General features: G+C 62.3%; 24 protein-coding genes. 21 read left to right on the forward strand and 3 right to left on the reverse strand.

Features of this window, described 5'->3' with window-relative positions; all coding sequences use genetic code 11:
- Together DW49_RS0102740 and mdcA are read right to left on the reverse strand one after the other, a co-directional pair.
- Positions 1 to 876, reverse strand: coding sequence for a triphosphoribosyl-dephospho-CoA synthase (locus DW49_RS0102740; RefSeq protein WP_005621132.1), 876 nt, complete (start codon positions 874 to 876; stop codon positions 1 to 3).
- Positions 876 to 2,552: a malonate decarboxylase subunit alpha gene (gene mdcA / locus DW49_RS0102745; RefSeq protein WP_005621134.1), complete on the reverse strand. Its 1,677-nt coding sequence runs from the start codon at positions 2,550 to 2,552 to the stop codon at positions 876 to 878. Before mdcA ends, DW49_RS0102740 begins: the two co-directional genes overlap by 1 nt.
- Before the next feature lie 250 nt (positions 2,553 to 2,802).
- Here mdcA and DW49_RS0102750 point away from each other — a divergent pair, with 250 nt between their 5' ends.
- Positions 2,803 to 3,195, forward strand: coding sequence for a PAAR domain-containing protein (locus tag DW49_RS0102750; RefSeq protein WP_003378789.1), 393 nt, complete (start codon positions 2,803 to 2,805; stop codon positions 3,193 to 3,195).
- Between the two features lie 220 nt (positions 3,196 to 3,415).
- Here DW49_RS0102750 and DW49_RS0102755 read toward each other — a convergent pair whose 3' ends face one another.
- The gene (locus DW49_RS0102755; protein WP_005621136.1) at positions 3,416 to 4,195 is read right to left on the reverse strand and encodes a ParA family protein; all 780 of its coding nucleotides are present in this window, start codon (positions 4,193 to 4,195) and stop codon (positions 3,416 to 3,418) included.
- Positions 4,196 to 4,500: 305 nt separating this feature from the next.
- Between DW49_RS0102755 and DW49_RS0102760 the strand changes: the two genes are divergently transcribed.
- From DW49_RS0102760 to DW49_RS0102855, 20 genes are read left to right on the forward strand one after another with little or no spacing between them, the layout of a single operon-like run.
- Positions 4,501 to 5,220 (forward strand): beta-ketoacyl synthase chain length factor, encoded by a 720-nt coding sequence (locus DW49_RS0102760; protein WP_005621138.1) that lies wholly within the window; start codon positions 4,501 to 4,503, stop codon positions 5,218 to 5,220.
- Positions 5,196 to 6,008: a lysophospholipid acyltransferase family protein gene (locus DW49_RS0102765; RefSeq protein ID WP_005621140.1), complete on the forward strand. Its 813-nt coding sequence runs from the start codon at positions 5,196 to 5,198 to the stop codon at positions 6,006 to 6,008. Before DW49_RS0102760 ends, DW49_RS0102765 begins: the two co-directional genes overlap by 25 nt.
- On the forward strand, positions 5,983 to 6,243 hold the full coding sequence (locus DW49_RS0102770; protein WP_002551687.1) for a phosphopantetheine-binding protein: 261 nt from the start codon (positions 5,983 to 5,985) through the stop codon (positions 6,241 to 6,243). Before DW49_RS0102765 ends, DW49_RS0102770 begins: the two co-directional genes overlap by 26 nt.
- A gap of 9 nt (positions 6,244 to 6,252) precedes the next feature.
- On the forward strand, positions 6,253 to 6,507 hold the full coding sequence (locus DW49_RS0102775; RefSeq protein ID WP_005621143.1) for an acyl carrier protein: 255 nt from the start codon (positions 6,253 to 6,255) through the stop codon (positions 6,505 to 6,507).
- On the forward strand, positions 6,504 to 7,049 hold the full coding sequence (locus DW49_RS0102780; RefSeq protein ID WP_005621145.1) for a COG4648 family protein: 546 nt from the start codon (positions 6,504 to 6,506) through the stop codon (positions 7,047 to 7,049). Before DW49_RS0102775 ends, DW49_RS0102780 begins: the two co-directional genes overlap by 4 nt.
- 10 nt (positions 7,050 to 7,059) lie before the next feature.
- Positions 7,060 to 8,742, forward strand: coding sequence for an acyl-CoA synthetase family protein (locus DW49_RS0102785; RefSeq protein WP_005621147.1), 1,683 nt, complete (start codon positions 7,060 to 7,062; stop codon positions 8,740 to 8,742).
- The gene (locus DW49_RS0102790; RefSeq protein WP_005621149.1) at positions 8,735 to 9,469 is read left to right on the forward strand and encodes a glycosyltransferase family 2 protein; all 735 of its coding nucleotides are present in this window, start codon (positions 8,735 to 8,737) and stop codon (positions 9,467 to 9,469) included. Before DW49_RS0102785 ends, DW49_RS0102790 begins: the two co-directional genes overlap by 8 nt.
- Positions 9,466 to 10,413 carry an LpxL/LpxP family acyltransferase gene (locus DW49_RS0102795; RefSeq protein WP_024419717.1) on the forward strand — a complete coding sequence of 316 codons (948 nt, stop codon included), beginning with the start codon at positions 9,466 to 9,468 and terminating at the stop codon, positions 10,411 to 10,413. Before DW49_RS0102790 ends, DW49_RS0102795 begins: the two co-directional genes overlap by 4 nt.
- Positions 10,394 to 11,941, forward strand: coding sequence for an HAL/PAL/TAL family ammonia-lyase (locus tag DW49_RS0102800; protein ID WP_024419718.1), 1,548 nt, complete (start codon positions 10,394 to 10,396; stop codon positions 11,939 to 11,941). Before DW49_RS0102795 ends, DW49_RS0102800 begins: the two co-directional genes overlap by 20 nt.
- On the forward strand, positions 11,931 to 12,356 hold the full coding sequence (locus DW49_RS0102805; protein WP_003378801.1) for an acyl-CoA thioesterase: 426 nt from the start codon (positions 11,931 to 11,933) through the stop codon (positions 12,354 to 12,356). Before DW49_RS0102800 ends, DW49_RS0102805 begins: the two co-directional genes overlap by 11 nt.
- Positions 12,353 to 12,964: an outer membrane lipoprotein carrier protein LolA gene (locus tag DW49_RS0102810; protein ID WP_005621156.1), complete on the forward strand. Its 612-nt coding sequence runs from the start codon at positions 12,353 to 12,355 to the stop codon at positions 12,962 to 12,964. Before DW49_RS0102805 ends, DW49_RS0102810 begins: the two co-directional genes overlap by 4 nt.
- Positions 12,939 to 15,311, forward strand: coding sequence for an MMPL family transporter (locus DW49_RS0102815; protein ID WP_081591702.1), 2,373 nt, complete (start codon positions 12,939 to 12,941; stop codon positions 15,309 to 15,311). The genes DW49_RS0102810 and DW49_RS0102815 overlap by 26 nt, the downstream gene beginning before the upstream one ends.
- Positions 15,308 to 16,492: a hypothetical protein gene (locus DW49_RS0102820; protein WP_005621160.1), complete on the forward strand. Its 1,185-nt coding sequence runs from the start codon at positions 15,308 to 15,310 to the stop codon at positions 16,490 to 16,492. The genes DW49_RS0102815 and DW49_RS0102820 overlap by 4 nt, the downstream gene beginning before the upstream one ends.
- A complete protein-coding gene (locus DW49_RS0102825; RefSeq protein ID WP_005621162.1) occupies positions 16,479 to 17,726 on the forward strand; it encodes an NAD(P)/FAD-dependent oxidoreductase in 1,248 nt (415 codons plus the stop codon). The genes DW49_RS0102820 and DW49_RS0102825 overlap by 14 nt, the downstream gene beginning before the upstream one ends.
- Positions 17,723 to 18,457, forward strand: coding sequence for a class I SAM-dependent methyltransferase (locus DW49_RS0102830; protein ID WP_005621164.1), 735 nt, complete (start codon positions 17,723 to 17,725; stop codon positions 18,455 to 18,457). The genes DW49_RS0102825 and DW49_RS0102830 overlap by 4 nt, the downstream gene beginning before the upstream one ends.
- Positions 18,454 to 18,936, forward strand: coding sequence for a hypothetical protein (locus tag DW49_RS0102835; protein WP_005621167.1), 483 nt, complete (start codon positions 18,454 to 18,456; stop codon positions 18,934 to 18,936). Before DW49_RS0102830 ends, DW49_RS0102835 begins: the two co-directional genes overlap by 4 nt.
- Positions 18,933 to 20,129 carry a beta-ketoacyl-[acyl-carrier-protein] synthase family protein gene (locus DW49_RS0102840; protein ID WP_005621169.1) on the forward strand — a complete coding sequence of 399 codons (1,197 nt, stop codon included), beginning with the start codon at positions 18,933 to 18,935 and terminating at the stop codon, positions 20,127 to 20,129. The genes DW49_RS0102835 and DW49_RS0102840 overlap by 4 nt, the downstream gene beginning before the upstream one ends.
- Entirely contained in the window at positions 20,126 to 20,581 is a 456-nt protein-coding gene (locus DW49_RS0102845; RefSeq protein WP_003378811.1) for a hotdog family protein, read from the forward strand. Before DW49_RS0102840 ends, DW49_RS0102845 begins: the two co-directional genes overlap by 4 nt.
- The gene (fabG, locus tag DW49_RS0102850) at positions 20,578 to 21,306 is read left to right on the forward strand and encodes a 3-oxoacyl-ACP reductase FabG (protein WP_003378813.1); all 729 of its coding nucleotides are present in this window, start codon (positions 20,578 to 20,580) and stop codon (positions 21,304 to 21,306) included. Before DW49_RS0102845 ends, fabG begins: the two co-directional genes overlap by 4 nt.
- Complete coding sequence (locus tag DW49_RS0102855; protein WP_005621173.1) at positions 21,306 to 22,532, forward strand: beta-ketoacyl-ACP synthase; 1,227 nt, start codon at positions 21,306 to 21,308, stop codon at positions 22,530 to 22,532. Before fabG ends, DW49_RS0102855 begins: the two co-directional genes overlap by 1 nt.
- Positions 22,533 to 22,636: the final 104 nt, after the last annotated feature.

Consider the following 22,636-nt stretch of genomic DNA (forward strand, 5'->3'; position numbering starts at 1 on the left):
TCAGGCACTCCTCGAAACAGGGCCGAGCGCAGGCTCCAGGCCATCGATAAACAGGCAGGCGGCGAGCAGATCAGCCGCTCCGCCAGGCGAGGCGTTGAGGGCCAGCAGTTGCTGATCCAGCTGGTTCAGCGCGCGCCGCCCGGCCAGGCTGGCACTGCCGCCAGCGTCCAGCACGCGCTGTGCGCCGGTCTGCATGGTCTGCAGCCCTTCAAGACCGGCGCGATGCAGCACGCAGGTGTCGGCCAGAGTGGTCATGATCGCCAACAGCGCATCCAGCCGGGCATTCTGCTCACCGCTGCCAGCTGCGCGGCTGCGTTGCAATTGCGGCAAGGCAAACAGAGTGACGGCAGGAAAGCCCTGCTGGGCCTGCTCGCGGGCGCCCATGACACCGTAGCGACGCACCACTTCACTGCCGTGGCTGTTTTGCGCAAGCACCTGCCGATCCGGGATCAACGCCAGGCTGGCAGCCCGCTGGCAGACGGCTTCAGGCCCGCAGTCTTGCGAGTTCAGCGCTGCGGCGGTCACCAGCAGGCCCAGCGCCCAGATCGCACCGCGGTGGGTATTCACGCCTGATGTGGTGCGCAGCATCGTGGCTTCACCTTCGCGACCGAGAAGCCCCAGCGCCTCCCGCAATGGCTCGCCCACTGCCTGGAATTGCACAGCGGCGTCGGCCATCAACTTGAAGGTCGGCCACAGCGACAGCGCCGAAGAATGCATCAGCCCCAAGTGCAAATCGCTGTGCGCGCCATTGCTGCAGCGGTCCACCAGCGCGGGTTTGGGCGACAGATCGGCTTCGTCGATCAACGCATCGACGGCCAGATCGGCCAGTCGTTCGGCCAGCGAAGCGGGTTGCGGTGTCCGTTGGAGTGCGCTCATCACCAGCTCCTGAATTTGGCAGGCGGGTTGTAGAGGCCGCCGGACCACTGAACCAGATCGGCAATGCTCTTGGCGGCCAACAGTTCGCGGCTGGCGTCGGTGCGCCGGATACCGAGGTCTTCGGGCAGTGCGATCAGCCCCTCGCGGCGCATGCGGGCAGTGTCTTTCGGGTTATGGCGCAAGCCGATCACGGTCACGCCCGCCACGGCAGCGATCATCGCCTGACGCTCTTCCAGGCTGCGTGCCTTGTAGAGGTAGGCGATGCCTTCTTCGGTCAACAAATGGGTGACGTCGTCGCCGTAGATCATGATCGGTGCCAACGGCATGCCGCTTTTCTTCGCCACTTCGACCGCATCCAGCGTTTCGACGAAGGTCGGTTTGCCGCCCTCCTGAAACGTCTCGACCATCTGCACCACGAGTTTTTTGCCGCGCTCCAGGAAGGCGGCCGGGCCGTCTTCGTTCTGTTGGCGCATGTCCAGCCAGGCCGGGGTGGCATGACGTCGGCCGCGCGGGTCATGGCCCATGTTTGGCGCGCCACCGAAACCTGCCAGACGCCCACGGGTGACGGTCGAGGAATGCCCGTCGCCATCCACCTGCAGGGTCGCGCCAATGAACAGGTCCACGGCGTACTGGCCGGCCAACTGGCAGAGTTGCCGGTTGGAACGCAGCGAGCCGTCGCGCCCGGTGAAGAACACGTCCGGGCGGGCGGCAATGTAATTTTCCATGCCCAGTTCGGTGCCGAAACAGTGCACGCTCTCGACCCAGCCGCTTTCGATGGCCGGGATCAGGGTCGGGTGCGGGTTGAGCGTCCAGTTGCGACAGATTTTGCCTTTGAGCCCCAGCGACTCGCCGTAGGTCGGCAAAATCAGTTCGATGGCGGCGGTGTTGAAACCGATGCCGTGGTTCAGCGACTGGACGTTGTGTTTCTCGTAGATGCCGCGAATCGCCATCATCGCCATCAGTACGTGCACCGGCTTGATGTGGCGCGGGTCGCGGGTGAACAGCGGCTCTATGTAGAAGGGCTTGTCGGCGACCACCACAAAATCGACCCACGAGGCCGGGATATCCACGCGTGGCAGCTCGCTGACGTCATCCACCAGTTGATTGACCTGGACGATGACAATACCGTCGCTGAAGGCAGCGGGTTCGATCAGCGCGGGGGTGTCTTCGGTGCTCGGGCCGGTGTAGATGTTGCCGGCCCGGTCGGCCATGAAGCCTGCGGCCAGCACCACATTGGGGATCAGGTCCACCACCAGCCGCGAATACAGTTCGATGTAGGTGTGAATTGCACCGATTTCCAGCAGACCGTCTTCCAGCAACTGGCTGATGCGCAGGCTTTGCGTGCCGGCAAACGAGAAGTCCAGTTTGCGTGCGATGCCTTGCTCGAAAAGGTCCAGGTGCTCGGCGCGGCCCACGCTGGGCATGATCATGTGCAGGTCATGCACCTTGCCCGGATCGACCTTGGCCAGCGCGCGGGACAAAAAATCCGCCTGTTTCTGGTTATTGCCCTCAAGCACCACCCGGTCGCCGGAAACCAGCAAGGCCTCCAGCGCCGCGACGATCTTGTCGGTCGGCAGCACCACGCCATCGGTCAACGCCCGCACTTGCTCCAGACGCCTCTGTTTCTCGGTGCGACGACGTGTCCAGCGTGCGTCGGGGGAAGGTGTTGTTGTCATGATCGCTCCACGATTTTGCTGTCGTGGGCCACCTTAGGAGCGATAGCGGCAGGCATCAATCAAGCAGCGAGACGGATCGTTACGGCTGGAGTAACGATGGGGAATGTGATCATTTTTTGCCGGGGGCGTAACATTTGCGAAACGCCCTGCTGATGTTTGCGTAGGACCGGTCTTTAACAGGGCTTTTGCGCAATCAGGCAGCCGATTTACGCCTAGCCTGAGGCTTCCAGAACCCACAGGAAGCACTGCCATGTCGTTCATAGTCAGGGAAGGCGATCCAACCACCACCGGCGGCTTTGTGCTGAGCGCATCGGCCAGCGAAGTCATCGACCTGCGCCGCGTGGCCCGCATGGGCGACCCCGTGTGGTGCCCGGCGTGCACCCGCATCGGTTTTATCGCCCAGGGCAACCCGACGTATGTCGACGATCTGGTGGCGGTTGCCACGCAGGGACATGCAGTGGAGTGCGGCTGCAAACCCGGCAGCAACCGCCTGAGCGCCTCGCAGGAACACGTCCAGGCCGACATGGACGCTGCTGTCACCATCTCCACCGAACTGGCCTCGGCCGCGCGGCTGCATGCCGAGCATCTGGCCTGCTCATTGAGAGACGGCAGCTATACGCCCGAGGTGCTCAGGCCGCGATGATTCCCGCGCTCCAGCGTTATATAAATCCTGAGAGCCCCGTAGATTGGGCTTCTGCCCGAAGGGCGTGGGAGTGAACTTGTTCACGAAAGGGCCGGCAAAGTCACCGAACATGTATCGTCTGAACTACCGCATTCGCGGACAAGTCCGCTCCCACAGCCTTCGGCCAGAATCAAAAGCGGGCTTGTGTCTAACGCTGAGTGCTACGCGCGGTGCATACCCATCACGGATGTGCATTGGTCTCCAGCAGGTGGTGCAGGTCAACGAACTGCTGGGTCAGCTTGTGCCGTGGGTCGAGGTGGATCAGGGGCAGGTTGGCCTGGTGCGACTCGCGCATTTTCACCGAGGCGTTGAGGTAGACCGGCAGCACCGGCAGGCCCTCGGCGATCAGTTCGTCGAGCATCTGCTGCGGCAGGCTGGCCCTGGGCTGGAACTGGTTGACGATGATGCCTTCAACCTGAAGATCCTCGTTGTGATCCTCTTTCAGCTCTTCGATCTCGCGCATCAGCCCGTACAGCGCCTGCCGGGAGAAGCTGTCGCAGTCAAACGGGATCAGGACGCGATCTGAAGCAATCAATGCCGAAACCGCATAGAAGTTAAGCGCTGGCGGCGTATCCAGGTAAATTCGCTCGTAATCTTCGCTCAGCTCGTCCAGCAATTTGCGCAGTTTGTTGATCTTGTGCTTGGCCTCAAGCTTGGGCTGCAAATCAGCCAGCTCGGCGGTGGCTGTCACCACGTGCAGGTTGTCGAACGGTGTTTCATAGATATCGACATGGTTTTTCTTGGCAAACGGCGCCGCCGACAGCGTGTTCTTGAAGAACTCGGCGATGCCCATCGGAATGTCGTCGCCCGTGAGGCCCGTGAGGTACTGAGTCGAGTTGGCCTGGGCATCAAGGTCGATCAACAGCGTCCGATAGCCTTCGTGAGCGCTGACTGCAGCCAGATTGCAGGCGATGCTCGATTTGCCGACACCGCCCTTCTGATTGAATACCACGCGACGCATGCTTTGGATTCCTTGAAAGATGAAGAAACAGCAGGAGTGGCCGATAAAGACCTCAGGATCGGTCGAGTCTAGACACTACAGATGACAACCGTGAGGTTACAGCAAAGCACCTCTGCCTGTTTGCCATCAAAAATGCGACTTGAACCCTAAAATACATGCTTATAAACGGTTTTCATGTAACAAATTTGCTAGTAACGAGCCCCATCGGGATAATGCGCGTACTCGGTCAATTACCGCACCCAGGCTGATATCGACCTGATATCGATGTAGCGAGAAACATGCCCGCAGGGGCGGGAAGAGAAGTCTTGATCACCTTCAATATTGCACGATGGCAAGCCTGGGCACCGGGCCTGGCGAGCGCGGACGACTGGCGACAATGGAGCCTGAACCCGACGCTGCTGGAAACCAGTGACGCAGCGCCAGATGTGTCTTTTCTTCCTGCCATGCAACGACGACGGCTTGGCCGCATGGCGCGCATGGCGTTTGCGGTGGGCTGGCCATTGACCGAAGGCTACGGGCGCGTGCCGCTGGTGTTCGTCTCGCGCCACGGCGAAACCCCGAGAACATTCGAAATTCTGCGTGACCTGGCCGCAGATGAACCGCTTTCACCCACCCAGTTCAGTTTGTCGGTACATAACGCAGTGATTGGTCTGTGGTCGATCATGCGTGGCGAAACCAGTGAAATGACGGCGTTGGCAGCCGCAGGCGATGGCCTGGAATATGGAGCATTCGAGGCAGCGGCGCTGCTGGCTGAAGGAGCCGAAGCCGTGCTGCTGGTGGTGACAGAAGAACAGCCACCGCAAGCCTATGCCCAATGGATTGATGACGTGCCGTTCCCCTACGCCGTCGGCTTGCTGCTGACGCCCGGCAATGAATGGCAATTGTCTTTAAACACCGATACGCAAGGCACAGAGCGGACTCAGTGGCCCCATGCGCTGAACCTGCTGCAAGCCTTGCACACTGATCAATCCGCCTGCCTGCACCCCTGGAATAACCGGTTATGGAACTGGCAACGCAACCTCTGAAGAAAGGCCGTGACGCATACTATTGGCGTCTGCTGGCAACCGGCATCAGCTTTGCCCTGTTCGGGGTGAGCGGCCTGTGCCTGCGACTGTTCGTTTTTCCGGTACTCGATTGCCTGCCCGGCAGTGTCGCCAATCATCAGTGCCGTGCCCGGCGCACCATCAGCCGGTTGTTCTGGCGCTTCATCCGCATCATGGCGCGCATGGGCGTGCTGACCTACGAGGTTCAGGGCGCAGAAAAGCTGGGACGTCCCGGCCAGATGATCATCGCCAATCACCCGTCGCTGATCGACGTGGTGTTCCTGATCGGCCTGGTGCGTGACGCCAACTGCGTGGTCAAGCGCAGCCTCTGGGAAAACCCGTTTACCCGCGGCCCGGTGCGCTCGACCGGCTACATCAGCAACGACGGCAGCATGGATATGCTCGACGCCGCCGTGGAGCGCCTGCAAAGCGGCCAGACGCTGATCATCTTCCCCGAGGGCACGCGCACCCAGCCCGGCCAGCCGCCGGTCTTTCACCGTGGCGCGGCGGCCATTGCGCTGCGCGGCGCGAGCATGATCACGCCGGTGACCATCAAGGTCCACCCGACCACCCTGACCAAGGCCGAGCCCTGGTATCGCATTCCGCAGCGCCGCGTGCACTTCAGTTTGTGCGTCGGTGCCGATATAGACCCCAACGCCTTCAGTGCGCTCGGCCCACCGCCCGTAGCGTCCCGCAAGCTCAACGATTACCTGCATGACTATTTCACCAAGGAGCTCGCCTCAGATGAGCGATCTGCACCAGGACATTAAATTGCTGATCATCGATGCCCTGGGCCTCGAAGACATCACCCCCGAAGACATCGGCAACGACATGACCCTGTTCGGCGAAGGCCTGGGCCTGGATTCGGTCGATGCACTGGAACTGGGCCTGGCCATCCAGAAACGCTACGGCATCAAGATAGACGCCGATGCAAAGGACACCCGTAACCATTTCGCCAGCGTCGACAGCCTTGCGGCCTTCGTCAGCGCCAGACAACCGGCCTGAGAATTGAACATGCAAACCCGTGAAGACATCTTCGAAATCCTCCGCGCCGCGATGGCGGAACTGTTCGAACTGGAGCCTGAAAGGGTCACGCTGGACGCCAACCTGTATCAGGACCTGGAAATCGACAGCATCGATGCCGTGGACCTGATCGACCACATCAAACGCAAAACCGGCAAAAAGATTGCTGCGGAAGAATTCAAGTCGGTCAAAACCGTCGACGACGTAGTCGAGGCCGTCTACCGCCTGGTCAACGCAGCCGAATGAAGCGGCTGATTGGCCTGATTCTGGTACTGGCCGGTGTGCTGTATCCGTTTGCCGTCTACTGGGGAACCGAACACTTCGCCCCGTGGCAGTTCGCGCTGCTGCTGGGCAGCCTGTGGCTGGCGCGGGCGCTGACCGGCGAACGCAAACCCGGCAGCCTGGCGATGGCGAGTGGGGCCCTGGCCTTTTGCGTGGTGCTCGGTGTGCTCGACAGCCATTTGATGCTGCGCTGGTACCCGGTGCTGGTCAGCACATTCATGCTCGGTCTGTTTGGCTCGAGTCTGATCTACGGCCCGCCAATTGTGGAAAGAATGGCGCGCATCACCCGCCCGCAACTGCCCGAATCCGGCATCCGCTACACCCGCAAAGTCACGCAGATCTGGTGCCTGTTCTTTCTGGCCAATGGCCTGACTGCAGCGATGCTCACGCTGTGGGCACCGTTGTCGTGGTGGGCGCTGTACACCGGCCTGATTTCCTATGGATTGATGGGGCTGCTGTTCGCCGCTGAATGGATAGCTCGCCCACCCGCTACGGACGGCAAATGAAATGGACCGCATGAACTGGTTGAACCTGGAACATCTGCTGCGCGACGCCCTGCCCGACCGGCTGCTGACCCAAGCCCCGGCGCTGGATCACGCGCAGTTTCGCGAGCAGTCGTTAAGCGTGGCGGCAGGGCTGCAAGCCCGTGGTATCAAAAACCTTGCTGTGCACCTTGAAGATGCCGCCGAGCTGGCGGTCGCACTGTTCGGTGCCTGGCGCGCGGGTGTGCATGTGTTGTTGCCCGCCGATTTGCAGGGCCAGACCCGCGAACGCTGGGCGAATCAGGTCGATCTGTGGCTGACCGACCTGCCGGGTGATGCGCGGCTGAGCGATCTGCACGCGGCGCCTCTCTCAGCGGCCTCGCTGGACCTCGACCTGTGTCGGCTGAGCCTGTGCACCTCGGGCTCCAGCGGCGAACCCAAGCTGATTGAAAAGCGTCTGCGTCAGTTGGCCAACGAAGTCTGCGGGCTGGAGCAGCTGTGGGGCGCGCAGCTTGGCTCGGCGTGCATGATCGGCAGCGTCGCAACCCAACACATTTATGGCCTGCTATTCCGCCTGCTTTGGCCGCTGTGCGCGGCGCGACCGTTCATGCGTCGCCAGTTGCCATTTGCCGAAGACCTGCAACGGGCCAGCCGCCAATATCCGTCCTTTGCCTGGGTCGCCAGCCCGGCGCTGCTCAAGCGCATGGGCGATAACCTTGACTGGAACAGCCTGAGCAGCGTGCGCCGGGTGTTTTCATCCGGTGGCGCACTGCCTGCCGAGGCCGCGCAAAGCCTGCATCAGCGTCTGGGACAGTGGCCAACGGAAATTCTCGGCAGCTCGGAAACCGGCGGTATCGCCTGGCGTCAGGGCGAACCGCGCTGGCAGGCTTTCGACGGCATCGAACTGAGTCAGGACAGCGAAGGTGCGCTGCGCATCAGTTCGCCTTACCTGCCATCCTGCCACGTCGAGCAAACCGCCGATGCCGTGCTGATTGGCGATGATGGGCGATTCGAGCTGCTGGGCAGGCTGGACCGCATCGTCAAACTCGAAGAAAAGCGCGTGTCATTGCCGCTGATCGAGCAAGCGCTGGCCAGCCATGCCTGGGTCAGCGAAGCGCGCCTGGGTGTGGTGCAGGAAAATCGTGCGTCACTCGGCGCACTGCTGGTGCTGAGCGACAGCGGCTTGCTGGCCCTGCGTAATCAGGGCCGTCGCGCACTCACCGAAGCCTTGCGCGAGCATCTGCGACCGCATTGCGAAACCATCGCCCTGCCGCGCCGCTGGCGTCTATTGCCGCAAATGCCCCTCAATACCCAAGGCAAACTGGCGCAGACGGACGTTCAGGCCCTGCTCATGGCGCCACGGCCCAAACAGGCGGAAGTACTCGACCAACAGACGATCGACGGTGAATTGCACCTGAACCTGATGGTCCCGCCCGACCTGGCTTTTTTCAGCGGCCATTTCCCCAAGGCACCGGTCTTGCCCGGGGTGGTTCAGGTGCAATGGGCAATCACTTTGGGCCAACAGTTGCTCGACCTGCCACCCGATTTTGCCGGCATGGAAGTGCTCAAGTTTCAGCAACTGGTGCGCCCCGGCGACCGCCTGAAACTGACCCTGCGCTTCGATGCCGCACGCGCCAAGCTGCATTTCGCCTTTCACAACAGCGAAAACGCACCGTGCTCCAGCGGCCGGATTGTGCTGGAAGGTGCCCATGCATAAGCCTTGCGTGATCATTCCGGTGTTCGACCACGAGCTGGCCGTGCCCGACGTCGTCAAGGCCGTGCGCGCAGCCGGGCTGCCCTGCGTGTTGGTGGACGACGCCAGCAGCCCGGCCTGCGCCGCCGTGTTGCAGCAACTGGCGCAAGCCGAGGACATTTATCTGGTGCGCTTGCCGGTCAACCAAGGCAAGGGCGGCGCGGTCATGGCCGGTTTCAGAGAAGCGGCGCGGCTGGGTTTCAGCCACGCTTTGCAGGTCGATGCCGACGGCCAGCATGACCTGAGCGATATTCCGGTGTTTCTGGAGCAGTCGCGTCAGTACCCCGAAGCACTGATTTGCGGTTATCCGCAATACGACGCAAGCGTGCCGAAAGGTCGTCTGTACGCCCGCTATCTCACCCACGTCTGGGTATGGATCAACACGCTGTCGTTGCAGATTCGCGACTCGATGTGCGGTTTTCGCCTGTACCCGCTGGCGCCGGTGCTCACGCTGATCGACGCGGTGCGGATCGGCAAGCGCATGGATTTCGATTCGGAGATCCTCGTGCGCCTGGCGTGGCGCGGTCAGGCGATGCGCTGGCTGCCAACCCGCGTTCACTATCCACAGGACGGCCTGTCGCATTTCCGTTTGTTTCACGACAACGCGCTGATCTCGAAGATGCACACCAAACTGTTCTTCGGCATGCTGATGCGCCTGCCTGCAATCCTCTGGCGACGGTGGCGCTCATGAGCATCGACAAATCGCCCAAGGAGCATTGGGCCAGTCACCAGGAGCGCGGCAGCTTCATGCTCATGAAGCTCACTGCCTGGGGCATGCGCGTGCTCGGCCGTCGCCTGCTCACCCCGGTGCTGTATGGCATCGTGCTGTATTTCTTCGTGTTCGGCCGTCGTGCCCGGCACAGCATTTGGGAATACCAACAGCGCCTGGCGGGCTGGAGCGCCCGGCCTGAACTGCGCCCAAGCCAACGGCGGGTGTTCGGCCAGTTCATGGCATTCGCCGAAGCGCTGCTCGACAAGCTCGACGTGTGGAACGGCAAGCTGGGTATCGAGCAGATCGAGATCATCGACCCGGCATTGCTGCGCCAGAGCCTGCGTGGCGCAAGCGGCCAGATGCTGGTGGGCGCGCACCTGGGCAACCTTGAGGTGTGCCGCGCGCTGGCCGAACTCGGCGAAAAAATCACCATGAACGTGCTGGTGCACACCAAGCACGCCGAACGCTTCAATCGTCTGCTCGGTGAAGCCGGGGCAACCAACCTGCGGTTGATTCAGGTCAGCGAGCTGGACCCGGCGATCATGCTGCAACTCAGCCAGCGTCTGGACGAAGGCGAGTGGCTGGCCATCGCCGGTGACCGCGTTGCGCTACACGGCGGGCGCAACGTGCGGGTCGACTTTCTCGGCCAGCCCGCGACGTTCCCGCAGGGCCCGTGGCTGCTGGCCGGTCTGCTCAAGTGCCCGGTCAATCTGTTTTTCTGCCTGAAAGGCCCGAAGGGCTATCGGGTGATTCTCGAACCGTTCGCCGACGCCATCGAATGGCGTCGCAGCGACCGCGCTCAGGTGATCGCCCACTGGGCCACGCGCTATGCCGAGCGCCTGGGTCACTACTGCCTGGAAGCGCCACAGCAGTGGTTCAATTTCTACCCATTCTGGAAGTCCGATGACGAATCAAGCTCCTGACCCGATCATGTTCGGCAAACGCGCCCTGTGTATTGAAGACGTGCTGGCCCTGGCCAATCGTCTGGCACCGAGCGCGCTGCAAGGCGACGATGAATTTCGCGCACGCATCGCCAGGGGCGCGCAGTTTCTCGATTCGTTGTTGGACAAGGAAGGCGTGATCTACGGCGTCACCACCGGTTACGGCGATTCCTGCGTGGTAGCTGTGCCGCTGGAGCATGTCGAGGCGCTGCCGCGTCATCTGTATACGTTTCACGGTTGCGGGCTGGGTAAACTGCTCGACGCCCAGGCCACCCGCGCGTTGCTGGCGGCGCGCTTGCAGTCGTTGTGTCAGGGCGTTTCCGGGGTGCGGATCGAACTGCTCGAGCGTTTGCAGGCGTTTATCGATCAGGACGTGCTGCCGTTGATCCCGGAAGAAGGCTCGGTGGGTGCCAGCGGTGATCTGACGCCGCTGTCGTACGTGGCCGCGACCCTGTCCGGTGAGCGCGAGGTGATGTTCCGTGGCGAGCGCCTTTTGGCCAGCGACGTGCATCGCGAACTGGGCTGGACGCCGCTGGTGCTGCGCCCCAAGGAAGCACTGGCGCTGATGAACGGCACGGCGCTGATGACCGGCATTGCCTGCCTGGCCTTCGCCCGCGCCGATTACCTGCTGCAACTGGCCACCCGCATCACCGCGATGAATGTGGTGGCGCTGCAAGGCAATCCGGAGCACTTCGACGAGCGCCTGTTCGCCGCCAAGCCGCATCCGGGCCAGATGCAGGTGGCGGCGTGGCTGCGTCAGGACCTGGCCATCGACGCGCCAACCGCCCCGCTGCATCGCTTGCAGGATCGCTATTCGCTGCGCTGCGCACCCCATGTGCTGGGCGTGCTGGCCGACAGCCTGAACTGGCTGCGTTCGTTCATCGAAATCGAACTGAACAGTGCCAATGACAACCCTATTATCGATGCCGAAGCCGAGCGCGTGCTGCACGGCGGGCATTTTTACGGCGGGCATATCGCCTTTGCGATGGACAGCCTGAAAACCCTGGTGGCCAACGTCGCGGACTTGCTCGACCGGCAACTGGCGCTGCTGGTGGACGAGCGCTACAACCACGGCTTGCCGAGCAACCTGTCGGGGGCCAGCGCCGAGCGGGCGATGCTCAATCATGGCTTCAAGGCAGTGCAGATCGGCACCAGCGCGTGGACCGCCGAAGCGCTGAAAAATACCATGCCGGCCAGTGTGTTCTCGCGTTCCACCGAATGCCACAATCAGGACAAGGTGAGCATGGGCACAATCGCTGCGCGTGACGCCATCCGTGTACTGGAGCTGACCGAACAGGTTGCCGCCGCCACGTTGATAGCCGCCAATCAGGGCGTGTGGCTGCGCAGCAAGGCCGCCGATGCGCGCCCGCTGCCACCGGCGCTGGCCAGCATGCACGCAGAACTGAGCGAAGACTTTGCTCCGGTCATCGAAGACCGTGCACTGGAAAGCGAACTGCGCCTGTGCCTGAAACACATCGCCAACCGCCGCTGGAGGTTGCATGCGCAGTAAGGGTTTTCTGCACCTGGACACTGAAATCGTGGTGCCGTTTTTCGACGTCGACATGATGAACATCGTCTGGCACGGGCATTACGTCAAATACTTGGAAGTGGCGCGCTGCGCACTGCTCGACCACATTGGCCATAACTACATGCACATGCTCGAATCCGGTTATGGTTGGCCGGTGATCGACCTGCAATTGCGCTATGTGCGCAGTGCCGTGTTCGGCCAGAAGCTTAACGTGCGCGCCAGTCTGGTGGAGTGGGAGAACCGCTTGAAAATCAACTATCTGATCACCGACGCCGACACCGGCGAGCGCCTGACCCGTGCCAGCACCGTGCAGGTCGCAGTTGACCGCGACAGCCACGAAATGCAACTGGCCTCGCCGCAGGTCTTTATCGATGCCGTAAAGAGAGCCTTGCCATGAAGCGTCCGTTACGTGCCTTGATACTGCTGGGTTTGCTGTGCCTATCTTCAGTGGCGCAGGCTTTCGACCTGCAACAACTGAGCGACCAACTGGCCAAACCTGCGGTGGTGCAAGGCCGTTTCATTCAGGAAAAACACCTGCGCGCCCTGCCGCAGCCGCTGCTCAGCAAGGGCCGTTTTGTGCTCGCCAGGGATTTCGGCCTGCTCTGGCTGCTGGAAACACCGCTGAAACAGGATTACCGCATCAACGCCACCGGCATTGCCCGGCGCGAAACCGTCGGTGATGTCAGTACCTGGAAACCGGTGCCAAACAAAAATGCCGGCGCCGAGCAAAACCGCTTGTTTCTGGCCGTGCTGCAAGGCGACAGCAGCGGCCTGCAACGGGATTTCGACTTGCAGCTCAAGGGCGAAGCGAACGCCTGGCACCTCACGCTGACACCGCGCTCGCTGTTGCTGCAACAGGTGTTCAGGCAGATCAACATTGATGGCGGCGAGCTGGTCCAGCGCATTGAACTGCTGGAAACCCAAGGCGACAGCACAGTCCTGAAAATGATCGACAGCAACAGCGCCCCCACCCTGACCGATGCGCAGCGTAATGACTTCAACTGAGCGGCTGCTGCCGAGGCTGTTCCTGCTGATTCTGGCGGGCGTACTGGCGCTGGCAGGCTGGCAGTGGCACGACCGCTCGCCGTTGTCGGCCAACCTCATGGAGCTGGTGCCCGGCACTGACAATGACGCACTGGTAACGAGCGCCGAAAAGCGCATGCAGGCGCCGCTCAATCGCGAAATGCTGGTGCTGGTCGGCCATGCTGATCGCCAGCAAGCCGTGGAGCTGGCGCGCACGCTGGCCGAACAATGGCAAGCCAGCGGCTTGTTCGAGAAGGTCCAGTGGACGTTGCAAGCCGATCTGCCCGCGCTGCGCACCCAGTTGCTGCAAGGCCGAATCGCCATGTTGCCAGCCGTGGACCGCACACTGCTGATCGACGACCCGAAGGCCTTCATCGAGCAGCGCGTGCAAACCCTGTTCGACCCGTTTGCCGGTTTCAGCCTGGTGCCGGGCCAGGATGACTGGCTGGGCCTGACCGGACGTATTCAGAACGGGCTGCCGAAACAGGGCTCGGTCGAGGCGGACCTGGCCAGCGGCGCGCTGATTGCGACCGCCGAAGATAAAAGCTGGGTGCTGCTACGCTCGCGAACCCGCAGCGATGCGTTCGACATGCACTTGCCCGGCCAGGTCGCCGACCTGCTGGCAAAAGCGCGGGTGCAGGCCGGTCAGGCAGGCGGTCAGTTGCTGGCCGCCAGCGGCCTGTTGTACGCCGCAGACGGTCAGAAGCAAGCCAGCCGCGAGATCACCTGGGTGGGCGGTGGCGCAACGGTTGGCATCCTGTTGCTGCTGTTGCTGGCCTTCCGACGCTGGAGCGTGCTGCTGGCCTTTGTTCCGGTTATGGTCGGCATGCTGTTTGGTGCGGTGGCCTGCGTGGCGCTGTTTGGCAGCATGCACGTCATGACGCTGGTGCTGGGTTCCAGCCTGATCGGCGTGGCGGTGGACTACCCGCTGCATTACCTGTCGAAAAGCTGGAGCATGAAGCGTTGGCGCAGCTGGCCCGCCCTGCGCCTGACCCTGCCGGGGCTGAGCCTGAGCCTGATCACCAGTTGCATCGGCTACCTTGCCCTGGCCTGGACGCCGTTCCCGGCGCTGACACAAATTGCCGTGTTCTCGGCGGCCGGGCTGATCGGTGCCTACCTGACAGCCGTCTGCCTGTTGCCGGCATTGCTCGCCAGGGTAGAGATTCGCCCCGCGCAATGGCCGCTGAAACTGGCGCAACAGATGCTCGATTGCCGCGCGGCATTGTTGCAACGCATCAGCACGCCGATCCTGTTGGCGCTGCTGCTGGCCTTCTGTGGCGGCGGGCTCTGGCACCTGACCACCAAGAACGATATTCGCCAATGGGTCTCGGCACCTCAGGCGCTGACCGACGAAGCGCAAGCCATCGCGCGGATTACCGGTTATCAGCCCACCAGCCAGTTCTTTCTGGTGCGCGGCAAGGACCAACAGCAGTTGCTCGACCGCCAGTCGGCGCTGACCCAGCGCCTCGATCAACTGATCAGCCTGGACAAGCTGCAAGGCTACATGGCGATCAATCAGTTGCTCGATTCGCCAGCCGAACAACAGGCGACCCGCGACGCGCTGGGCAAATTGCCGCAACACTGGACGTCACTGGTGCAGCTCGGCGTTCCGGCCAATGCCTTGAAAACCGAACTCGCTCAATTGCTGGCACTGCCGACGCAAGACATCGATCAGGCGCTTCAAGGCCCGCTCAGCGAACCGTGGCGCACGCTCTGGCTGGGCGCTAGCGAAGACGCCGAAGGCGATCCACAGGTAGCCAGCATCGTCAGCCTGCGCGGCCTGAACAGCATGGCGTTGCTGCGCGTGCAAGCCATCGGCCTGGAAGGTGTGCAACTGGTGGACCGCCTGGGTGAACTCAGCGATGTGTTCGCCCACACGCAAATCAGCGCAGCCGAATTGAAGCTGGCCTCGTGTGTGCTGATCGTCCTGCTGCTGATCGCCCCGTTCGGCTTCAATGGCGCGTTGCGCATCGTCGCCCTGCCCTTGCTCGCCGCCTTGTGCAGCCTTGCCAGCCTGGGTTGGCTCGGCCAGCCGCTGACCCTGTTCAGCCTGTTCGGCCTGCTGCTGGTCACGGCGATCAGTGTCGATTACGCGATTCTGATGCGCGAGCAGATCGGCGGCGCGGCGGTCAGCCTGCTGGGCACCCTGCTGGCGGCGGTCACCACCTGGCTGTCGTTCGGGTTGCTGGCCATTTCCGGCACGCCAGCTATCAGCAATTTCGGTCTGTCGGTCAGCCTGGGCCTGGCCTTCAGTTTTCTACTGGCACCGTGGGCCAGCCCGCGAAAAACCGCTCGCACGCAGGTCAACTCAGGGGCACCGCACGCATGATGGTCGTGGCGTTCTGGCTGATGGCGCTGGCCTTGTTCGCGCTGGCCACTTGGGCAGGTCGGCAATTGGGCCTGATCCCTATCGTCAGCCAACTGCTGCTGGCAACCTTCGGTTTGCCGCTGCTGATGCTGTTCTGGATAGAACCCCACTGGCAACTCAGCGGCGCGCAACTGGTGTCTCCCGTCTGGCTGAAAAGCCTGTATGGCTTGGCATTTGCCATCGTGCTGGGGCAGATTCTCAGCGATGTGATCGACCTGCGGCTTGACCGCCAAAGCCTGAAAATCGCCGTGCCGAGCTTTCTGGTCCCGTTTCTGAGCGGGCTGGCCTGTGCCGCATGGCTGCTGCCGGAGCAGGCCTGGATCAGTTCGCTGGCCATCGGGCTGGTGTTTGCCATCACTGCGATCCCGGTGCTTTACCTGTATCTGCACCACATCGATTACCCGCCTGCCGCCACTCGCCGCCTGGTGCAGACCGCGATTCTTATCGACCTGACCTGCTGGAGCCTGTTCGCCATCGCCCAAGGCAGCCTGCACCTGAGTAGCCTGTTGTTGCCGCTGCTGGGAGCCTGCGTGCCGCTGCTGTTCTGCTTGCTGCGTTTGCGCCAGCCGCTGCTCTACAGCCTGACGTTTTTCATTCTGCTAATGGTCGCCGAGCATTACCGGCTCAACGCGCTGATTTTCGGTATTGGCTATCTGCTGTGCATGGCGCGCCTCGGCCAGGCCTGGGTGCCGCCGCTGAGCGCCGCACAGTTGGGCTTTCTGCAAAACCGTCTGGCCATCCCGCTGCTGCTGACCTTCGGCATCGTGCAGATCAACGTGCACAGCGCCCTCGGCGAATTGAGCGCACTGCAATTGGCCGCGCTGATCGTGCTGCCGATTGGCAGCAAGCTGCTCGGCAACTGGATTGGCCTGCGCTGGGCACCGCCGTCGTTCGCCGGGGCCAGCCGCTGGCGTGAAAGCGTGCTGCTGAACATTCGTGTGAACATTCGTGGCTTGAGCGAAATCGTTTTCCTCAATCTGCTGCTGCAACAGCAACTCATCAGCCCGGCGCTGTATTTCGCCCTGATGCTGATGGGCCTGCTCGCGACGCTGCTGCCGGCACTCACCGGCATGGGTCGCGTTACCGTGCAGCCCTCCCTTGCAACCGCCAAACCGGAAAGGAATACCTGTGCCCATCACTGATAGGGAAATTCGTAAGGTCGTCGTCATCGGTGCCGGCCCTGCCGGGTCAATCGCTGCCGCCTTGCTCAAACGCCAGGGCCACGACGTGCTGATCATCGAGCGTCAGCTGTTTCCGCGCTTTTCGATCGGCGAAAGCCTGCTCTGCCATTGCCTGGACTTCGTCGAAGAAGCGGGGATGCTCGATGCGGTGAACGCCGCCGGCTTTCAGCGCAAGAACGGTGCAGCGTTTGCACGCGGCGAGCAGTACAGCGATTTCGACTTTGGCGACACGTTCAGCAACGGCAAACCCACCACGTTTCAGGTGCAGCGCAGCGAGTTCGACAAACTGCTGGCCGATCAGGCCGAGTTGCAGGGCGTGGAGATCCGCTATCAGCAGGAAATCATCAGCGCCGACTTCGACGGCCCACAGCCGGTTTTGCAGGTAAGGCGCGAAGACGGCAGCGAATACAGCGTGCAGGCGACTTTTGTGCTGGACGCCAGCGGTTACGGCCGTGTGCTGCCGCGTTTGCTGGACCTGGAAGCGCCCTCGGGCTTTCCGCTGCGCCAGGCGGTGTTCACCCACGTTGAAGACCGCATCGAAAGCCCGCCTTTCGACCGCCAGAAGATCCTCGTCAGCATCCATCCGCAGCAAAGCGACGTGTGGTTCTGGTCGATCCCGTTCAGCGAGGGCCGCTGCTCGGTGGGCGTCGTGGCCTCGGCCGAGCGGTTCAAGGATAAGCCTGCCGATCTGGACGCCTGCCTGCGCGCCTTTATCGATGAAACGCCGCAGTTGGCCAACGTGCTGAAAAATGCCGTCTGGGACACGCCTGCGCGAACCATCGGTGGCTACTCCGCGAACGTCAAAACCCTGCACGGCAATGGCTTTGCGCTGCTGGGCAATGCGGCAGAATTTCTCGACCCGGTATTTTCCTCGGGCGTGACCATCGCCATGCGCTCGGCGAGCATGGCCGCTGGCGTGCTGAACCGACAGTTGCAGGGCGAAAGCGTGGACTGGGAAACCGAGTTCGCCATCCCTCTGAAACGCGGCGTCGATACCTTTCGGGCCTACGTCGAAGGCTGGTACAACGGCACGTTCCAGAGCGTGATTTTCTACCCCGAAAGCACCCCGGATATTCGCCGTATGATCAGCGCGATTCTGGCCGGTTATGCCTGGGACGAGCGCAACCCGTTTGTCAGCGAGCCAAAACGTCGCCTGCGCATGCTCTCGGAAATCTGTGCGGACGGCGGCTCATGAGTCGCCCGTTCCTGAGTGCCAGCTATGTCGAGGAAACCCGCTTTGGCTTGTGGTTTCTGCGCAGCCACACCTGGCAATACCGGGTGTTGCGCGTTGCTATAGACGATTTACGCAGCCTGTTTGCCAGCCCGCCACCGACTGCACCCGTGTTGCTTGATGCGGGCTGTGGGCAGGGCAAGTCATTCCAGCACCTGAGCAAGGTTTTTGCCCCGTCGAAACTGATCGGCGTCGATGCAGACCCCGACAGCCTGGAAATGAGTCGCCAGGAAGCGCAGGCCCGCGGCATTGACGTCGAGTTGATCGGCAGCGATTGCGCAGCCCTGCAACTGCCGGACGCCAGCGTCGATGTGCTGTTCTGTCACCAGACCTTCCATCATCTGGTCGAGCAGGAGCAGGCGCTGGCCGAATTTTATCGGGTGCTCAAACCGGGCGGCTATCTGCTGTTTGCCGAGTCCACCGAGGCCTACATCGACACGTGGGTGATCCGCTGGCTGTTTCGCCACCCGATGCACGTGCAGAAGAGCGCCGCCGACTATCTGCAGATGATCCGCGAGCAGGGTTTCGAGTTCGATGCCGGCAATGTTTCCTACCCTTATCTGTGGTGGAGCCGCGCCAAAGACTTCGGCCTGCTTGAAACCTTGAAACTGCAAAAACCCAAGCCATTCGGCCAGCGCGAAGAAACCCTGGTCAACGTGGTGGCCCGCAAGCCGCTGCGAGGTGACGCCTTATGATTCGCCTAGTGTTCGTGGCTTTTCTGCTGCTCGGCGGTTGCGCTGCGCAGGCACCACTACCGACCACTGCACCGACCCTGAACTTGCCGATGCAACTGCACATCGAGCGTCGGCAAACCGATCAGCGTCAGGACTGGATGCTGGTCATCCAGCATGAAAACGCCGGGCTGCGGTGGTCGATGATGGACCCGCTGGGCATTCCTCAGGCTCGCCAGTTGCTGATCAACGGGCAATGGCAAGCCGACGGCCTGCTGCCGCCCAACCCCGAAGCCCGCGAGCTGTTTGCGGCGCTGATGTTCGCCATGACCCCGGACATGGAAATGCATGGCCGCTATCCCAGCGCTTACCGCCAGGGTATGCAACGCCGCCTGGATGATCGCTGGCTGGTTGAGTATCAATCGGCCAATGCGTTCACCATTCGTCTCAAGGATGGGCTGAGCTACCAGGTCACACCGCTGAACGACGAGCGCGCGCAATGACCGCCTACCTCAACGCGCTGGGAGTGATCTGCTCGCTGGGTGACAGCCGTGAAGAGGTCGCGCGCAGGCTGTTCGCAGGCGACAGTTCGGGCATGGTGGTCGAAAGCGGCTGGGTGCCGGAGCGGGCGTTGCCGGTGGGCGCGGTCAAAGGCGCACTGCCCGCCATACCACCGGCCATGCGTTCGCAGCACAGCCGCAATAATCAATTGCTGCTGGCCGCTGCCCTGCAAATCGAAGACGAGATCGGTCAGGCTATCGAGCAATACGGTGCCGGGCGCATTGGCGTGATCATCGGCACCAGTACGTCGGGCATCGATGAAGCGAGCAGCAGCATGGCCAGTTGGCTGCGCGACCAGACCTTCCCCGCCGATTACGACTATCGGCAGCAGGAACTCGGTGCACCCGCTAACTTTCTGGCCACCTGGCTGCAATTGAGCGGCCCAGCCTATGTGATTTCGACTGCCTGCACCTCCAGCGCGCGGGCACTGCTCAGCGCGCGCCGGGCGCTGGACATGGGCCTGTGCGACGCGGTGCTGTGTGGCGGCGTCGACAGTCTGTGCAAACTGACCCTAAACGGTTTCTCGGCACTTGAAGCCATGTCGCCCCAGCTGTGCAACCCGTTTTCCCTCAACCGCAACGGGATCAACATTGGCGAGGCGGCGGCGCTGTTTCTCATGACCCGCGAGGCTGGCAGCACGCACTCGATTGCGCTGTTGGGCGCAGGTGCCAATTGCGACGCTCACCATATCTCCGCCCCAGAACCCAGCGGACGCGGTGCGCGGGATGCCATGCTGCAAGCCTTGAGCAACGCCCGACTTGAAGCGGCGCAGATCAGCTACCTGAACCTGCACGGCACCGCGACGCAACTCAACGATGCCATGGAAAGCCTTGCGGTACAGGCCGTGTTCCCGGAGGGCGTGCCCTGCTCCTCGACCAAATCGCTCAGCGGCCATACGTTGGGCGCGGCAGGGGCGCTGGAAATCGCCTTTTGCTGGCTGAGTCTGGTGCCACACAACACTGAACACGCCCTGCCCCCGCAAGTGTGGGATGGCGCGGCCGACCCGCTGTTACCCGCGCTGCACTGGACCGTGCCGGGCACACGCCTGGCCGCTGCCGACACACGCTACATGATGAGCAATTCCTTTGCTTTCGGTGGCAACAACATCAGCCTGATTATCGGAGATGCCCCATGATCGAGTGGCAGCTCGCCGAACTCATACCCCATGCTGGCGACATGATCCTCATCGACCAGGTGCTGGATTTCGACGAAGAGCAGATCAATACCCGCCTGACCGTGCGCGCCGATGGCCTGTTCAACCAGCCGGACGGCAGCCTGCCCGCCTGGCTTGGCATAGAGCTGATGGCGCAAAGCGTGGCGGCCTACGCAGGCTGTCAGGCGCGCAGCAAGGGCGAGGCGGTCAAGCTGGGCTTTCTGCTCGGCAGCCGCAAGTTCGACTGCAACGTGGCGCGCTTCCCGGCTGGAAGCGAACTGCACATTCATGCCGTACGCTCCCTGCAGGACGACAGCGGCATGGGTGTGTTCGAATGCACCCTGACCGGCCCGGACATCACGGCGTTTGCCCGCCTCAATGTATATTGCCCACCCAACACTGCTGACTACCTGGCTGAAGGAGCCCCGGCATGACTGAATCGATACTGGTCACCGGCTCCAGCCGTGGCATCGGCCGCGCCATTGCCTTGCGCCTGGCCCGCGCTGGCTACGACCTGATCCTGCACTGCCGCACCGGCCGTAGCGAAGCAGAAGCGGTGCAAGCCGAAATCATCGCGCTGGGCCGTCAGGCGCGGGTGCTGCAATTCGACGTCTCGGACCGCGCTGCCTGCAAGGCGATTCTGGAAGATGACGTGGAAACCCACGGCGCGTATTACGGCGTGGTGCTCAATGCCGGTCTGACCCGCGACGGCGCATTTCCGGCACTCAGCGACGACGACTGGGATCAGGTGCTGCGCACCAACCTCGATGGCTTCTACAACGTGCTGCACCCGCTGACCATGCCGATGATTCGCCGTCGTGCGGCGGGCCGTATCGTCTGTATCACCTCGGTTTCGGGCCTGATCGGCAATCGCGGCCAGGTCAATTACAGCGCGTCCAAGGCGGGCCTGATCGGTGCCGCCAAAGCGCTGGCCATCGAACTGGGCAAACGCAAGATCACCGTCAATTGCGTCGCGCCAGGGCTGATCGACACCGCGATGCTCGACGAGAACGTTCCCGTGGATGAACTGATGAAAATGATCCCGGCGCAGCGCATGGGCACCCCCGAAGAAGTCGCAGGCGCGGTGAATTTCCTGATGTCGGCGGAAGCCAGCTACATCACCCGTCAGGTGCTGGCCGTCAATGGAGGGTTGTGCTGATGAAGCGTGTGGTGGTTACCGGCATGTCCGGCATTACCTCGGTGGGCAGCGACTGGGCCACCATCAATGCGAGCTTCACGGCCAATCGCAGCGGTATTCGGCGGATGGACGAGTGGGACCGTTTCATCGAGCTGAACACCCGGCTGGCAGGTCCCATCGATGATTTCGCTGTGCCCGCGCACTGGACGCGCAAACAATTGCGCAGCATGGGCCGGGTATCGCGGCTGGCGGTGGGGGCTGGAGAACAGGCGCTGATCGACGCCGGGCTGCTGAATGATCCGATCATTCGTGACGGCCGCATGGGCACTGCCTGCGGCTCGTCCACCGGCAGTACCGACGAGATCAAGGCGTTCGGCAACATGCTGATCAACTCGGTGGCGCTGAACCTCAACGCCAACTCGTACGTGCGGATGATGCCGCACACGACGGCGGCCAACCTCAGCATCTTCTTCGGCCTGACCGGACGCTTGATCCCGACGTCCAGCGCTTGCACCAGTGGCAGTCAGGGTATCGGGTACGCCTACGAGGCGATCAAGTTCGGGCGTCTGCCGCTGATGCTCGCGGGCGGCGCCGAAGAACTGTGCCCGACCGAAGCGATGGTCTTTGATGCTCTGTATGCAACCAGCCTGAAAAACGACGCACCGCACACCACGCCGCGGCCCTACGACAGCGGACGCGACGGGCTTGTGATCGGCGAAGGCGGCGGCATGCTGGTGCTCGAAGAACTTGAACACGCCCAGGCGCGTGGCGCGCACATCTATGCCGAGATCGTCGGTTTTGGCAGCAACGCCGACGGCGCGCACAGCACTCGTCCGGAACAGGCCACCATGCGCCGCGCGATGGAACTGGCGCTGGAAGACGCCGGTTTGCCACCCGAAGCCATCGGCTACGTCAACGGCCACGGCACGGCGACGGAACAAGGCGACATCGCCGAAACCCTGGCCACCAGCAGCCTGTTCGGCCCACGCATGCCGCTCAGCTCACAAAAAAGTTTCCTTGGTCACACACTGGGTGCCTGCGGCGCACTGGAATCGTGGTTCAGCATCGAAATGCTCAACAGTGATCGCTACATCCACACGCTGAACCTGGTCGACGTGGACCAAAATTGCGGCGAACTGGACTACATCCTCGGCGAACCCCGGCAGATGAGCAATGAATACGTGATGAACAACAACTTCGCGTTCGGCGGGGTGAATACGTCGCTGATCTTCAAGCGTTGGGGGTGAGACCACGGACGTCTCAACTATCGTGCGGCGCTCTGCGTCGCATGCCGTTCTGGACGCTCTGCGTCCGGTCTTGAGTCTGCGGCGCAGCGCAGATTTGTGACGCA

This window comes from Pseudomonas avellanae BPIC 631 (assembly GCF_000444135.1).
In the GTDB taxonomy this organism is placed as follows: domain Bacteria; phylum Pseudomonadota; class Gammaproteobacteria; order Pseudomonadales; family Pseudomonadaceae; genus Aquipseudomonas; species Aquipseudomonas avellanae.

What these genes read in the sequence shown, in the direction of transcription:
- DW49_RS0102740 (WP_005621132.1), bottom strand. Translation starts at nt 876, where the DNA reads ATGAGCGCACTCCAACGGACACCGCAACCCGCTTCGCTGGCCGAACGA.
- mdcA (WP_005621134.1), bottom strand. Translation starts at nt 2,552, where the DNA reads ATGACAACAACACCTTCCCCCGACGCACGCTGGACACGTCGTCGCACC.
- DW49_RS0102750 (WP_003378789.1), top strand. Translation starts at nt 2,803, where the DNA reads ATGTCGTTCATAGTCAGGGAAGGCGATCCAACCACCACCGGCGGCTTT.
- DW49_RS0102755 (WP_005621136.1), bottom strand. Translation starts at nt 4,195, where the DNA reads ATGCGTCGCGTGGTATTCAATCAGAAGGGCGGTGTCGGCAAATCGAGC.
- DW49_RS0102765 (WP_005621140.1), top strand. Translation starts at nt 5,196, where the DNA reads ATGGAACTGGCAACGCAACCTCTGAAGAAAGGCCGTGACGCATACTAT.
- DW49_RS0102770 (WP_002551687.1), top strand. Translation starts at nt 5,983, where the DNA reads ATGAGCGATCTGCACCAGGACATTAAATTGCTGATCATCGATGCCCTG.
- DW49_RS0102775 (WP_005621143.1), top strand. Translation starts at nt 6,253, where the DNA reads ATGCAAACCCGTGAAGACATCTTCGAAATCCTCCGCGCCGCGATGGCG.
- DW49_RS0102780 (WP_005621145.1), top strand. Translation starts at nt 6,504, where the DNA reads ATGAAGCGGCTGATTGGCCTGATTCTGGTACTGGCCGGTGTGCTGTAT.
- DW49_RS0102785 (WP_005621147.1), top strand. Translation starts at nt 7,060, where the DNA reads ATGAACTGGTTGAACCTGGAACATCTGCTGCGCGACGCCCTGCCCGAC.
- DW49_RS0102790 (WP_005621149.1), top strand. Translation starts at nt 8,735, where the DNA reads ATGCATAAGCCTTGCGTGATCATTCCGGTGTTCGACCACGAGCTGGCC.
- DW49_RS0102795 (WP_024419717.1), top strand. Translation starts at nt 9,466, where the DNA reads ATGAGCATCGACAAATCGCCCAAGGAGCATTGGGCCAGTCACCAGGAG.
- DW49_RS0102800 (WP_024419718.1), top strand. Translation starts at nt 10,394, where the DNA reads ATGACGAATCAAGCTCCTGACCCGATCATGTTCGGCAAACGCGCCCTG.
- DW49_RS0102805 (WP_003378801.1), top strand. Translation starts at nt 11,931, where the DNA reads ATGCGCAGTAAGGGTTTTCTGCACCTGGACACTGAAATCGTGGTGCCG.
- DW49_RS0102810 (WP_005621156.1), top strand. Translation starts at nt 12,353, where the DNA reads ATGAAGCGTCCGTTACGTGCCTTGATACTGCTGGGTTTGCTGTGCCTA.
- DW49_RS0102815 (WP_081591702.1), top strand. Translation starts at nt 12,939, where the DNA reads ATGCGCAGCGTAATGACTTCAACTGAGCGGCTGCTGCCGAGGCTGTTC.
- DW49_RS0102820 (WP_005621160.1), top strand. Translation starts at nt 15,308, where the DNA reads ATGATGGTCGTGGCGTTCTGGCTGATGGCGCTGGCCTTGTTCGCGCTG.
- DW49_RS0102830 (WP_005621164.1), top strand. Translation starts at nt 17,723, where the DNA reads ATGAGTCGCCCGTTCCTGAGTGCCAGCTATGTCGAGGAAACCCGCTTT.
- DW49_RS0102835 (WP_005621167.1), top strand. Translation starts at nt 18,454, where the DNA reads ATGATTCGCCTAGTGTTCGTGGCTTTTCTGCTGCTCGGCGGTTGCGCT.
- DW49_RS0102840 (WP_005621169.1), top strand. Translation starts at nt 18,933, where the DNA reads ATGACCGCCTACCTCAACGCGCTGGGAGTGATCTGCTCGCTGGGTGAC.
- DW49_RS0102845 (WP_003378811.1), top strand. Translation starts at nt 20,126, where the DNA reads ATGATCGAGTGGCAGCTCGCCGAACTCATACCCCATGCTGGCGACATG.
- fabG (WP_003378813.1), top strand. Translation starts at nt 20,578, where the DNA reads ATGACTGAATCGATACTGGTCACCGGCTCCAGCCGTGGCATCGGCCGC.
- DW49_RS0102855 (WP_005621173.1), top strand. Translation starts at nt 21,306, where the DNA reads ATGAAGCGTGTGGTGGTTACCGGCATGTCCGGCATTACCTCGGTGGGC.